Below are 13,363 nucleotides of genomic sequence, written 5' to 3'. Positions count from 1 at the left end.
TGACATATGTCTGTTATCACCTTTTAAGTTCGTGTGCCAAAAATGTCTGTGCCGATCCTCACCATGGTTGAGCCTGCAGCAATTGCAGCTTCTACATCGTTACTCATCCCCATCGACAACGTATCTACTTGAGGATATAAGGCCTGTAGTTTATCAAAGCAAGTTTGCAATTGCTCAAAATATTGTAGTTGCAGCTGAGGATCCGCGGTTTTAGCGGGAATAGCCATTAAGCCACGCAGGGTTAAATGCTCACATTGGTTAATAAAATCAGCCAGTTCAGTGATTTCATTAGGGTGGCAGCCAGACTTTGCTGGCTCAAAACTGATATTCACTTGAATCAACACATTGAGTGCGGCTTTAGTGGTTGGCCGTTGGCTATTTAAGCGTTTTGCTATTTTAATACGATCAACACTTTGTACCCAATCGAATTGCGCCGCGACTAAGGCGCTTTTATTTGACTGAATAGGGCCAATGAAATGCCAAATGATGTCGCTAAATGCTTGTAGGTGCGCTATTTTATCTACAGCTTCTTGAACATAAGACTCGCCAAAATGACGTTGGCCGTGCTCATAAGCGGCTATAATCGCTGCGCTTGGTTTTGTCTTTGATACAGCTAGTAAGCTGATTTCGTTGCTGTTTCGCTGTGAGTTTTTTGCTGCAGCGGCAATTCTAGCGTAGGCGGATGTGAGTCGTTCTGCTATTGTAACCATATATTTATCAGTGAGTGGTGGAGTCATAAATGGATATTACCGAATTATTGGCGTTTAGTGTGCAACACAATGCATCCGATTTACATTTATCAGCAGGTGTTTCACCTATGATACGTGTAGACGGCGATGTGCGGCGTATAAATATACCTGCACTTGGAGAAAAAGACGTAAATGGCCTTGTTTACGACATTATGAACGATAATCAGCGTAAGGACTACGAACAAAACCTCGAAGTGGATTTTTCGTTTGATGTGCCTAATTTAGCGCGTTTTCGTGTTAACGCGTTTAATACTAACCGCGGCCCTGCGGCGGTGTTTCGTACCATTCCCAGCGATGTTCTGACCTTAGACGATTTAGGCGCGCCAGATATCTTTAAAAAGATTGCCGATAACCCGCGCGGGTTAGTGCTAGTAACCGGGCCGACCGGGTCGGGTAAGTCGACCACACTGGCGGCGATGGTCGATTATATCAATCAAACCAAACATCACCATATACTGACCATTGAAGATCCTATCGAATTTGTTCACGATAATAAGCTAAGCTTAGTGAATCAACGGGAAGTGCACCGCGACACGCATAGTTTTGCTAATGCACTGCGCAGTGCGCTGCGTGAAGACCCCGATGTGATTTTGGTGGGCGAGTTACGTGATTTAGAAACCATTCGTTTGGCAATGACAGCAGCAGAAACCGGCCACTTAGTATTTGGTACCCTACATACGACCTCTGCACCGAAAACCATTGACCGTATTATTGATGTATTTCCGGGTGAAGAAAAAGCGATGATCCGCTCTATGCTGTCAGAATCGTTACGTGCCGTTATTTCGCAAACGCTACTGAAAAAAATAGGCGGTGGGCGTGTTGCGGCGCACGAAATTATGCTGGCGGTACCGGCTATTCGTAACTTGATCCGTGAAGATAAAGTGGCGCAAATGTACTCGTCTATTCAAACAGGATCGTCGCAAGGGATGCAAACCATGGATCAATGCCTCACTAATTTAGTGAACCATGGCATTGTGACGAATGCCGCCGCGCAGGCCAAAGCACAAGATAAAAACCAGTTTAGTGGGTAAGGATCCGCGATGAGTTATTCTTTAAATAGTTTTTTACAATTAATGATAGAGAAGCAAGGCTCTGATTTATTTATTTCTAGTCAGCTGCCGATCAGCGCTAAAATTAATGGTGAGTTAACCGCCCTTGATGATAAAAAGCTCAGTGATGAAGAAGCGCTAGAACTAGTTGAATCGGCGATGAGTGCCAAGCAAAAAGCCGAATTTCACAGCACTAAAGAGTGTAATTTTGCGATTGCGACCGACCAAGGGCGTTTTCGTATTTCTGCATTTTGGCAGCGTGACCGAGCCGGTATGGTTATTCGCCGAATTGTCACCGAAATTCCCAATGTGGCGGATCTTGGTTTACCCTCAACGTTAACCGATGTGATTATGTCGAAGCGTGGTTTAGTGTTGTTTGTCGGTGGTACCGGCACCGGTAAATCAACTTCGCTTGCAGCACTGATTGGCTATCGTAATCGTAACCAGCGAGGTCATATTTTGACCATTGAAGATCCGATTGAATTCGTGCATGAGCATCGCAAAAGTATCATCACGCAACGAGAAGTGGGCTTAGATACAGAAAGTTTTGAAGCGGCGCTTAAAAGCTCATTGCGTCAAGCGCCCGATGTTATTTTAATTGGTGAAATACGCTCTAAAGAAACCATGGAGTACGCGCTTAGCTTTGCTGAAACAGGGCATTTGTGTGTGGCCACACTGCACGCCAATAATGCGAACCAAGCGATTGATCGGATTATGCATTTAGTGCCAAAAGAAAAGCACGACAAGCTTAAATATGATTTAGCACTTAACTTACGTGCCATCGTTGCGCAGCAACTTATTCCCACCTCAAATGGAGAGGGGCGGGTTGCCGCAATCGAAATATTATTGAATTCGCCGATGGTTGCCGAGCAAATTAAAAAAGGGGATATTGGCGGCATCAAAGAAACCATGGCCAAATCAGTCGAAATGGGCATGCAAACCTTTGATCAAGCGTTATTTGAGCTTTACAGACAGCAGCGCATTAACTATGCCGACGCACTGTATCATGCCGATTCGCCAAATGACTTACGCTTAATGATTAAGTTGCGCAATAATGAACAGCAAGGTGCGGGCTTTTTACAAGGGGTGACCATTGACGGCTTAGACGATAAAGATAAGTTGAGCTAAGTTGCCCCTCGCAGCAAAAAAATAGGCTCTGATGCTCAGAGCCTATTACTATTATTCACCATAACTGCTGGCAAAAAAGCTTTCTAAAATAATCACCGCAGACATGTTATCAACATTACCTTTTCCTAAGTTTTTATAGCCACCGCTTGCAAATAAGCGCGCTTTAGCATCGGCGGTGGTGAGCCGCTCATCTTGAGTGTGTACCGGTATGCCATAGTGGTTGTGTAACCGATTGGCAAACTTTTTAGCTTTAAAGGTCACCTCTTGCGGGGTGCCATCCATATTTAACGGCAAACCAACCACCATAAGATCGGGCTGCCATTCGTTGACTTGTAGTGCAATATGCTCCCAATTTGGGATACCGTCTTGTGCTTTAACCGCCTTTAGACTGCTAGCACTACCAGTGAGCTCTTGACCAATAGCAATACCAATACTTTTGGTGCCAAAGTCAAAGCCCATCACAGTGCGCTCGCCGGGTGGCTTACGATTTGTTTTTGTCATAGTTAGTCTTATTAAGCGTGGCCTGCTTCGCTGCTGAGTTGACTGATATCAAAGCCTAACATAGAGACGGCTTTTTCCCAGCGCTGCTCAACGGGGGTGTCAAAAATAATTTTTGGATCGGCTTTAATTATCAGCCAGCTATTATCTAATAGTTCTTGTTCTAACTGCCCTTGCTCCCAGCCAGAGTAGCCCAAGGTAATAATAAATTGTTCTGGTGCATTTTTGGTGGTTAAAGCAGCAAGCACATCTTTCGAGGTGGTGATCATGATATCGCTACTCAGTGTTTGGCTTGCAGCATAACCGGGTTTGGGGGAGTGCAGCACAAAACCACGGTCGGTTTTAACTGGCCCGCCAGCATACACCGCTAATTGCGCAGCTTGCTGCGTTTTGTCGTTATCTATGTCTATTTTATCGAGTAATTCACCTACGGTTACATTGATTGGTTGGTTGATAACCAGCCCCATTGCCCCGTCTTCATTGTGCTCACAAATATAGGTCACAGCACGTTTAAAAAAAGGGTCTTGCATCGACGGCATGGCGATTAAAAAATGATTTTCTAATGACTGCATAGATTTCACCTTTTTTAGTTAAGGAATTATTAGTATGGCATACATTTATGATTTAAAAGCTAAATATTGTGCTCTATAAAAGCAGTAGCGCGCTCACTCAGCGCATTAAAATGAGTTATTAGCCGAGTGAGCCCATAGCCACTTAGCAAGGTGTTAGTTTGCCAAGCGTTTTTCTATGGCATCGAATAAAATACCGGTAATGGAAATGTCGTACGCCGCTTCAATTTCTTTGACGCAGGTAGGCGCGGTGACATTAATTTCGGTTAACTTATCGCCGATAATATCTAAGCCAACAAAAATAAGGCCTTTTGCTTTAAGCGTGGGGGCCACTGCTTGTGCTATTTTAAGATCGGATGCTGTAATTGGCCGTGCTTCACCACGCCCGCCTACGGCTAAATTACCGCGTGTTTCACCATTTTGTGGAATACGCGCTAGGCAATAAGGGATCACTTCACCATCTACTACTAACACGCGTTTGTCGCCTTCGCTGATCGCGGGAATATAGTTTTGTGCCATAGCAAAACGGCTGCCGTGTTCGGTCAGCGTTTCGCAAATAACACCAATGTTGGCATCGTCATGTTTTACGCGAAAAATAGAAGAGCCTCCCATGCCATCCAGTGGCTTAAGAATAATGTCGTTATGCTCAGCTAAAAACGCACGGATTTGTTGTTGGCTACGGGTTACCAAGGTATCTGGCGTGTGCTCGCTAAACCATGCTGTGAACAGTTTTTCGTTGGCATCGCGTAAGCTCTGCGGTTTATTAACGACTAATACACCGGCTTGCTCTGCGCGTTCTAGAATATAAGTGGCGTAGATATATTCGGTGTCAAAAGGGGGGTCTTTACGCATTAAAATCACGTCAAGATCGGCTAAAGCGATAGTCGCTTTTTCTTCAAGCTGATACCATTTATTGGCATCATCAAACACTTGTGCTTTGGCAGCCGTAGCATAGGCATTACCTTGGCGCAGTGACAAGTCATCCATTTCCATATAGTAAATTTCGTAGCCACGCGCTTGTGCTTGCATCATCATCGCAAAGCCGGTGTCTTTTTTAATATTAAACCCACTGATTGGATCTGAAATAATACCTAATTTAATTGTCATGCGCGCTGTGCCTTAAGATAAATAATAATGTTGATATGAGGGTGCTTTTAGTTATTTCAATTAGCTAAATCACCAAATTGCAGCTGTAGAGCACTTAATACGGTTAATGCCGCTGTTTCGGTGCGCAGCACGCGCGGCCCTAAGCGCACATCAACAAAGTGTTGTTGTTTAGTTTGTGCCATTTCTTCATCGGTAAAGCCCCCTTCAGGACCCACCAGAAAGCGCACGCCGTCGTTGGGCACGGTAATGGTTTTAATACTGTGCTCGGCACGCGGGTGAAGCGTGAGTTTTATCGCCGCTGTTTGCTGGGCTAGCCACTGTTTTAAATCAATGGGTGGGTGCACCACAGGTACAAAGTTACGTCCAGATTGCTCTGCCGCAGCAATGGCTATTTTTTGCCATTGTTGGTGTTTTTTCTCAAGCCGTTCGCCACTGAGCTTGACGCCGCAACGCTGGCTAAAAAGTGGTGTGATTTCGGTAATGCCTAATTCTACCGACTTTTGAATAGTAAAATCCATTTTATCACCGCGCGATACACACTGGCCTAAATGGATTTTTAACGGCGATTCAACATCATGAGGGTTAAATTCGAGCGGCATTACGCGAACAACTTTTTTAGTGACTTCAATTATTTCACTGCGGAACTCGCCGCCTTCACCATCAAAAATAGACACTTGCTCGCCTACTTTCATGCGCAGTACGCGGCCAATGTGGCCAGCGGCATCTTCGTCAAGGGTGACGGGGTTATTTAAAACAATACTAGAGGCCTGATAAATATGAGGAACTCGCATAGGGGATCGCTTACTTATGCTTGAAATATAACGCTATGGTATGTAAGCAAGACGTTTGGTGCAATTAATTCTTTTTATTTAAGTGCAATGCTAACTCGCTGAGATCAATTGCTGTTCTCGTACTATCAGTATGGCAAGATAAGTGGTTCACATAGCCTTTCTCGGCAACGGGAGTAAATGTATAGCCTTGCTCGGTGTGACTAACTAAAAGGCGTGTTTCGTGCATGGAGTTAAAAATAAAGCGCTGTCGATCATCGGCTAGTAAGTAATCGGTGTGATTAATTAATACCCCTTTTATAGCGTGGTGTTCGTGCAGGTAACTGGCAAGTTCAGTAACACTAATTTCGTTTTCAATGTCACAGTAGCAGTAATCTTTAATTTGTTCATTAAACATCATTTTTACTAACTGGCGCGTATTTGCGCCAGCTACAATTAAGCCGCTGGGCGCTGCTTGCTCGGCATTATGGAGGTAGTGCTCTATAAATGCTTTGCTAAACTCATTATCTATGTCAATCAATAGATAATCGGCTACGTCAAATAGCATAAGGCCCCGTTGCATTTAAATTGCATTTAAGCAAATGTTAATAAATTATAAAGCAGCACTGCTGTATAACAACTGAATAAACACTACTCGACGTTAAATTGAAAACATACTAATCAGCAAATAACCAATCGCACAAAAAATTGCAAATTCGATGCAAGCAATGCCAATGTTATCTTGATGATCTATTTCAAGCGAAGTATCAATGTTTGGTAACGATATCTTTTTTATAACATAAGTTAAGCAGTAAAGTAACACCCACATCACTCCGCAGTGCATTACTAAGGTGAAAATGTTTTCTACCATTTTGCCATTTTGAAACGCAGCGCTAGACAATCCCGCATAGGCCGCCAGCGCCAACGCAATAGACTTACCCGCATAACGGATACCAATTGAGGTATTTTCCAAGGTGAAGTTACTTTGTAAAGATGCCCCTTGATTCGCTCTGGCAAAACGCTGTTCACGTATTTTACTGTCTAAGGCAAACATACCATGCAGTACAAAAAAGCTAACAAAGGCGATCAGTAAGCTGCTAAAGCCTTGAGTATGGGTCCAAGTATAAAGCCCTAAAGTAATAATGCAGTTCGCGATCAGCATGCCAGAATCGACCAGAGCAGCACAGACATTTTGTTTTAAAATAGCCGCTTCTTCGTTAAAACGATATAAAATCCATTTGCGATGAATTAAATGTCCCACTTTAATAAATAGAAATAATAAGCAGATCACAAAAATGACTTTTACCGGATTAGATTGTGCTGTGCTAATACTTATTTCATCAAATAAAAACGCCATAGTGGCAATTACTACCGATATTTCAGAAGCGAAACTAATGCCCATGGCAAAGTTATCGTGTTGTGCTAACTCTTCTTTCAGCGCTTGCTTGGCTTTGAGCTGAGTGATGATTCTTAAGCCTATGATGATAGTGCAAATAACCGCAAAACTAATAGCAATCGCAAGTAAACTAGTGTTAGATAATGACAAATATGACATGGTATTCCTAAGTAGTATTTACCTTGATAGGTTTTTAATCATTCTAGTATGGTTATCGATGATATAAAAGAGAGTATTGATGAGTAATGTACAGCAACTTCCCATTCAATTACAAAAACTTGGCGAAACACGTTTTCAGCAGCTGTATCCACAGCAACAGCAAGCAGAAGAGCTTGTACGGTTATTCGCGTTAAGTGACTTTGCGTGGCGCTGCTTATCGTCGTACCCCCAGCTAAAAGAGTGGTTATTGAGTGATTGTGAAATACATAATCGCGCCATTCATGACCCTTTTGAGCAGGCTGAACTTAGTACCATCAGTGAAGCCGATTGCCATAAGATGCTACGCCAATACCGAGATAAATACTGGCTGAAAGTAGCGTTTTTAGACCTCTGCTGTGATAACCCGATAGAAAATAGCATGCAATACATCAGCCTGTTAGCAGATAAGTTGATTGAGAGTGCCAACCAATGGGCGTATGCACAGGTGGCAATAACCAACGGAATGCCACTGGATAAACACAACCAGCCACTGCCCTTAATGGTGTTAGGTATGGGTAAGCTTGGTGGCCGCGAGCTTAATTACTCCTCAGATATCGACCTTATTTTTGCCTATCCGCGCAATGTAAAAAGCCAAGGCGGGCGACGCTCTCTCGAAGCCTCGGTGTTTTATACTAAAGTGGCGCAAAAACTGATAACCGCACTAAACCAAATAACAGTAGATGGCCAAGTATTTAGAGTGGATATGCGGTTACGCCCCTTTGGCGAAAGTGGCCCATTAGTGATGAGCTTTAATGCTATTGAGGACTACTACCAAGAGCAAGGGCGCGACTGGGAACGTTACGCTATGCTCAAAGGGCGTTTAATCGGTGCTCCTAATGCGTACGTCGACGAATTTAACCAGTTATTAAAACCATTTGTGTATCGTCGCTATATTGATTTTTCGGTGATAGAGTCGCTGCGAAAAATGAAGTTAATGATAGCGCAAGAAGTCCGCCGTAAGCGACTTACCAATAATATCAAACTCGGTGCCGGCGGTATTCGCGAAGTGGAATTTATTGTGCAGGCGCTGCAAATGGTCAGAGGCGGGCGAGAAGCCAACCTACAAACGCAGTCATTACTTATTGCATTAAAACAGCTCACGGCGAACCAAGTGATTGATGAACTTGAGGCCAGTGATCTGAAAAAAAATTATTTATACCTACGTAAAGTAGAGCAATACTTGCAAATTTTTGACGATCAACAAACCCAAACACTCCCTGAAGATGAGCTAAATCAACAACGCTTAAATGTGTTACTAGGGCATGCTGACTTTACTGCAACATTTGCTAATTTAGAGCAGGTGATGGGGCAAATACACAATGAGTTCAACCATGTAATAGGCGAAGAAACAACCCCGCTCGATACCTGTGAAGGAGCGTTTATTAGCACTTGGGATCACGGTGATGTGAGCTTTTTAAATAAGCCAAAAGAAGACTGGCAAGTGCCCTTACAAGATTTTAAACGCCATCTTGCTAAAGCCAAAGTAGGTAATCGTGGGCGCACTATTTTAGATAAGCTGATGCCGGTGTTGCTCAAACAAATGTGCGATTTTAATGCCAGTGCAGCCACCTTTAATGTTATTTGCCAAATACTCAATAAAATTATCTCGCGTACCGCTTACCTCGAGTTACTCTACGAAAACCCCGGTGCGTTAAAGCAGTTAGTATTATTGTGTTGTTATAGTAAGTGGATTGGCGAACATATTTCTTTGTATCCTATCTTGCTCGATGAATTGATAGATCCCGCAGTGCTGTACAAGCCCACGCCATTGAGCGCCTATAAAGATGAAATTAGACACTACTTTTTGCGTATTGAACCCGACGACCTAGAAATGCAAATGGAGGCACTGCGCCAATTTAAGCAAACTCATCAACTGCGCATTGCCGCCGCAGATGCCACCGATGTACTTGATGTGATGAAGGTGAGCGACCACCTAACCGCCTTGGCCGAGGCGATTGTCGATCAAGCGGTGAATATTGCTTGGCATCACTGCGTGAAGCGCTTTGGTATGCCGCCGGGCACGAATGATGAGAGCAAAGGGTTTGCGGTGATTGCTTATGGTAAAACCGGTGGTTTGGAAGTGGGGTACGATTCTGATTTAGACTTAGTGTTTGTCCATAACCACGATGGCAGTAGCCAAACCAGTGGCGAAAAAGCCATTGATTCGCGACAGTTTTACCTAAAGCTGGCGCAGCGTTTAATGCATTTATTTAATACCCGCACCGCCTCGGGCATTTTGTATGAGCTAGATACGCGGTTACGCCCCGAAGGGGCATCAGGGCTTTTGGCGATTAACTTAGAAAGCTTTAATCATTATCAGCAAACGCAAGCATGGACCTGGGAGCATCAAGCATTGGTGCGCGCGCGGCTGATTTTAGGCCAAGCTGAATTTGTTGAGCGCTTTGCGCAAATTCGTAAAAACATTTTGTGCCAGCAGCGTGATAACAGCGTGCTGAAAGAGGATGTGATAAACATGCGGGAAAAAATGCGTAGTCATTTAGCCAAAGGTAATGAGCAGCAATTTGATTTAAAACAAGATGTTGGGGCGATGACAGACATTGAGTTTATTACTCAATATTTAGTGCTTAACTATGCGCACCAATTTGAGCAGCTTTGTCGTTACTCTGATAATGTCAGAATTTTAACCGATGCGGCTGCCTTAGGCTGTATTACGGCTGAGCAACAGCAGCAATTGATTCAAGCGTATATAAATTACCGCTCGCGCTATCATGTGCTGAGTTTAGATCAACAAGGACGCTGTGTAGCGCGCAGCGAATTTAGTGAGGACATTAACAATGTCAGCGCCATTTGGCAGCACATATTTAATGCAAACTAACTGGCTCACTTTGCTACTCAATGAAGCGTAGGAGTAGCAAAGTGCAGCGTTAAGCTTTAGTTTTAAGTTGTAAGCAGTTGGTGCGCACAAACTCCGAAGGCAGTTCGGTAATAACCGCTGCTCGGTGTTGATGGCATAAGTAGGTAAATACTTCGCTTTCAAAGTCATCATTGATAGCGCGACCTACTTGATAGAGCGCTGAAATAAAATTGCTGTCTACTCTAAAGTGGTCTTTAACTACGTAGTCTTTACTTAAATACCAATACAGCTCAATGCCTTCATTTTTAGCGTACTGAGAAAGTACTTGTTTGAGGGTTGAGCCATCTTCAAAGCGCCTTGGCGCTTCGTTTCCGGTCCAATCTTGAGGTATAGGTTGTACTTGACGAGCGCGCTCGGCTAACACGCGATCGAGCGTTTGCGCTGGTTTTTCTAGGGTTAAAACAAACTGCTCACGTTGCTTACTGGTGGTCACTTGATTACGAATTTTTGCGTAAAAATTCGTTAATCCCTGCGCGGCAGAATTTTCTGTCTGTTTAAAATCAATGACCGGTCCGTTGCCTAATAAAAAGTACAACGCGAGTATAATTAGTATCACAGCCAGTGATAAGTGTTTAACCCAAAACCACATAGTGAGTGCTCATTGTTATTTTAATTGTAATTGTAATTGTTAATGTTATACCACTATTGTTAATAAAATGAAGGGCTATCTTTATTTGGCCGTGTTTTAAAGCGACGATGCAGCCACATATATTGCTCCGGCGCCGCGTTTATTGCCTGCTCCATGCGCTGATTAACACGGGTGACATCGGCTTTGTCATCGCCACTGGGAAAATTTTCCAGCTCGGGCAGGATCTCTAAGTGGTATTTGCCGTTATCATCGCGATAGCTAATAAGACTTACCGTTTCACAGTGCTTACTGCCGGCAAAAATCAGTGTCCCTGTGGTGGTTGCGGTGTCGGGCACGGCAAAAAATGGCACAAATTCACAATGCTTGCGGCCATAATCTTGATCGGGTAAGTAATAACATATTTTTTTATTTTTCAGCGCTTTTAATAAGCCTTTAACGTCTTTGCGGCCAATTAAATACTCGTTAGAACGCAGTCGGCCATTAGTGGTAAAATACTCCATTAAGGCATTGTTATGTGGGCGGTAAAAACCTAAACCTTGGTGCTTTAGGCCCATTACTCGGCTCGCCATTTCCAAATGCAAGATGTGCGGCACCAGCAGTAACACACCTTTTCCTGACGCTTGAATACGCTCAAAGTGCTCTAATCCCTTAATAGAACCATAGGCTCTTTGCACACGCCATGTAGGCCACCACCATGCCATCCCGGTTTCGACCATGGCCATACCGGTGTTTTCCATGTTTTTTAGTACTAGCGCCTGCTGCTCTGTGTCGCTCATTTCAGGAAAGCAGTGTTTAATGTTGACGGTCGCAATATGGCGACGGCGCTTCATATACTTATATACTAAGCGTCCCAATTGCTTGCCCATCGCCAACTGTAATTTTTGTGGTAACCAAGAGATCAAATATAAAAAAAACACACCCAGCCAAGTTAACCAGTAACGAGGCGCTAAAAAAGATATTTTAAAAGGAGATGAGGTAACCACAAAAAACTCTCTAAAAATAAAAACAGTAGTTTAACGCTAAGCGCTGTGAAATACAAAAAGCCAGCAACAGCTGGCTTTATAAGGCGTTAGTTGCAGCTATTAACTGGCATGTAAGCCACGGTTAATCGCCATTAAGTCGGCACTGGTTAAGGTGCCTGTAGCTTGTTTTAAGCGCAGTGTCGACACCACATAACGGTAGCGTACATCGGCTAAATTACGTTTAGCATTGTATAAGTTTTGTGTACTTACCAATACATCAACAATGGTACGGGTACCCACTTCAAAGCCCGCTTCGGTAGCCTTTAGTGCACTTTCGGCAGAAATAACCGCTTGTTCAAGCGCTCTATAGGTGGCGATGTCTGATACCACTTGGTTGTAAGAGGTAATAACGGTGCGAGTAATTGCGCGATAGCTGGTTTCGTAATCTTGGCTGGCTGCCACATAAAACGCCCGCGCTTGATTGCTTGCTGCAACGGTGGCACCACCAGAATAAAGCGGCACACTGAGGTTAATACCAATCGAGGTTGAATCGCCGCGGGGTTGATGATTAAACTGAGTGCCATTGATGTTACGGTCGGTTAATGAATCACCGTAACGCGCATCCAGCGTTAACTTAGGGTAGTGACCGGCTTTTGCCAGTTCAATTTGATCTTTAGCAATATCGACCGTTACTTTTGCCACTTGTAAATTTAAGTTCTTCTGTTCGGCTATTTTTACTAAGTCGCTAGCCGGTTTGGTCGGCTTGACCGTAGAGAAGGTGTCGGTATTTAAAAAGTCGAGTTTGGCATGGTATTTACCGGTGATTTCACGCAGTTGCTCACGGGCTGTTTCAACGGCATTACTGGCTACTATTTCACGAGCAACCGAGTTATCAAACTGTGCCTGTGCTTCATGTACATCGGTAATGGCGGTCAGGCCCACGGCATAACGTTGCTTAGTTTGTTCTAATTGACGTTCAATGGCACGCTTTTCGGCTTTAACAAATTCAAGGTTATCAATAGCACTTAATACACTAAAGTAGCCGTCGGCAACACGCACAATTAAATCTTGTTTAGCAAAGTCATATTGTGCACTGGCTTGTAGTGCTTGTTTGTCAGCGATTGCGAGGTTATTCCAAGCTGCTAAATTAAATAGCGTTTGACTTAAGCTAACCCCTCGGGTGAATTGGTCTGTTTCACTGTTTATTTTTACTTGATTAAACGTGCTTTCATCAATTTGAAAAGAAGTTGCATCACTTTTTTCGTAGCCAATGCTTAAGCCAATTTGTGGTAACAGTGCACTCATTGCACGGTCGCTTTGATAAGATTGTGCGTCTGCTTGGGCTTTTGCCTTTAACACGGTAGGATCGTTAGCTGTGGCAATTTCAAAAACTTGCAATAAATCTTCAGCATGGGCTGCCGTAGCGCTAATTGCGCATGATAAACTAACCAGCGCCGCAAGGATGTTCTTTTTCAT

The 13,363-nt window shown here is 43.7% G+C and carries 13 protein-coding genes; 3 read left to right on the top strand and 10 right to left on the bottom strand.

The window, feature by feature from the left end:
• Positions 1–23 precede the first annotated feature (23 nt).
• Complete coding sequence (locus tag ABYB02_RS03325) at positions 24–737, bottom strand: YggS family pyridoxal phosphate-dependent enzyme (protein WP_372761041.1); 714 nt, start codon at positions 735–737, stop codon at positions 24–26.
• Positions 738–739: 2 nt separating this feature from the next.
• Here ABYB02_RS03325 and ABYB02_RS03320 point away from each other — a divergent pair, with 2 nt between their 5' ends.
• Positions 740–1,780: a type IV pilus twitching motility protein PilT gene (locus tag ABYB02_RS03320; protein WP_372761040.1), complete on the top strand. Its 1,041-nt coding sequence runs from the start codon at positions 740–742 to the stop codon at positions 1,778–1,780.
• A gap of 9 nt (positions 1,781–1,789) precedes the next feature.
• Positions 1,790–2,926: a PilT/PilU family type 4a pilus ATPase gene (locus ABYB02_RS03315; protein WP_372761039.1), complete on the top strand. Its 1,137-nt coding sequence runs from the start codon at positions 1,790–1,792 to the stop codon at positions 2,924–2,926.
• Positions 2,927–2,977: 51 nt separating this feature from the next.
• Here ABYB02_RS03315 and ruvX read toward each other — a convergent pair whose 3' ends face one another.
• The 6 genes from ruvX to ABYB02_RS03285 form a co-directional block, all read right to left on the bottom strand.
• On the bottom strand, positions 2,978–3,427 hold the full coding sequence (ruvX, locus tag ABYB02_RS03310) for a Holliday junction resolvase RuvX (protein WP_372761038.1): 450 nt from the start codon (positions 3,425–3,427) through the stop codon (positions 2,978–2,980).
• An 11-nt stretch (positions 3,428–3,438) separates the two neighbouring features.
• A complete protein-coding gene (locus ABYB02_RS03305) occupies positions 3,439–3,996 on the bottom strand; it encodes a YqgE/AlgH family protein (protein WP_372761036.1) in 558 nt (185 codons plus the stop codon).
• A gap of 153 nt (positions 3,997–4,149) precedes the next feature.
• Positions 4,150–5,100, bottom strand: coding sequence for a glutathione synthase (gene gshB, locus ABYB02_RS03300; RefSeq protein WP_372761034.1), 951 nt, complete (start codon positions 5,098–5,100; stop codon positions 4,150–4,152).
• Between the two features lie 56 nt (positions 5,101–5,156).
• The gene (gene rsmE, locus ABYB02_RS03295; RefSeq protein ID WP_372761032.1) at positions 5,157–5,891 is read right to left on the bottom strand and encodes a 16S rRNA (uracil(1498)-N(3))-methyltransferase; all 735 of its coding nucleotides are present in this window, start codon (positions 5,889–5,891) and stop codon (positions 5,157–5,159) included.
• 64 nt (positions 5,892–5,955) lie between these two features.
• A complete protein-coding gene (locus tag ABYB02_RS03290) occupies positions 5,956–6,435 on the bottom strand; it encodes a hypothetical protein (RefSeq protein ID WP_372761042.1) in 480 nt (159 codons plus the stop codon).
• A 93-nt stretch (positions 6,436–6,528) separates the two neighbouring features.
• Positions 6,529–7,422: a hypothetical protein gene (locus ABYB02_RS03285; protein WP_372761030.1), complete on the bottom strand. Its 894-nt coding sequence runs from the start codon at positions 7,420–7,422 to the stop codon at positions 6,529–6,531.
• A 79-nt stretch (positions 7,423–7,501) separates the two neighbouring features.
• On the opposite strand from ABYB02_RS03285, the gene glnE reads away from it, so the two are divergent.
• Entirely contained in the window at positions 7,502–10,297 is a 2,796-nt protein-coding gene (gene glnE, locus ABYB02_RS03280) for a bifunctional [glutamate--ammonia ligase]-adenylyl-L-tyrosine phosphorylase/[glutamate--ammonia-ligase] adenylyltransferase (RefSeq protein WP_372761028.1), read from the top strand.
• A 49-nt stretch (positions 10,298–10,346) separates the two neighbouring features.
• Here the strand turns inward: glnE and ABYB02_RS03275 are convergent, their stop codons facing one another.
• The 3 genes from ABYB02_RS03275 to tolC form a co-directional block, all read right to left on the bottom strand.
• The gene (locus ABYB02_RS03275) at positions 10,347–10,925 is read right to left on the bottom strand and encodes a TcpQ domain-containing protein (RefSeq protein ID WP_372761026.1); all 579 of its coding nucleotides are present in this window, start codon (positions 10,923–10,925) and stop codon (positions 10,347–10,349) included.
• A gap of 59 nt (positions 10,926–10,984) precedes the next feature.
• The gene (gene lpxL / locus ABYB02_RS03270) at positions 10,985–11,908 is read right to left on the bottom strand and encodes an LpxL/LpxP family Kdo(2)-lipid IV(A) lauroyl/palmitoleoyl acyltransferase (protein WP_372761024.1); all 924 of its coding nucleotides are present in this window, start codon (positions 11,906–11,908) and stop codon (positions 10,985–10,987) included.
• A 99-nt stretch (positions 11,909–12,007) separates the two neighbouring features.
• The gene (gene tolC / locus ABYB02_RS03265) at positions 12,008–13,363 is read right to left on the bottom strand and encodes an outer membrane channel protein TolC (RefSeq protein ID WP_372761022.1); all 1,356 of its coding nucleotides are present in this window, start codon (positions 13,361–13,363) and stop codon (positions 12,008–12,010) included.

This window comes from Pseudoalteromonas sp., from assembly GCF_041613455.1.
In the GTDB taxonomy this organism is placed as follows: domain Bacteria; phylum Pseudomonadota; class Gammaproteobacteria; order Enterobacterales; family Alteromonadaceae; genus Pseudoalteromonas.
The sequence above is the reverse complement of the archived record's forward strand: the minus strand, read 5'-3'. Positions and strand labels throughout refer to the sequence as shown.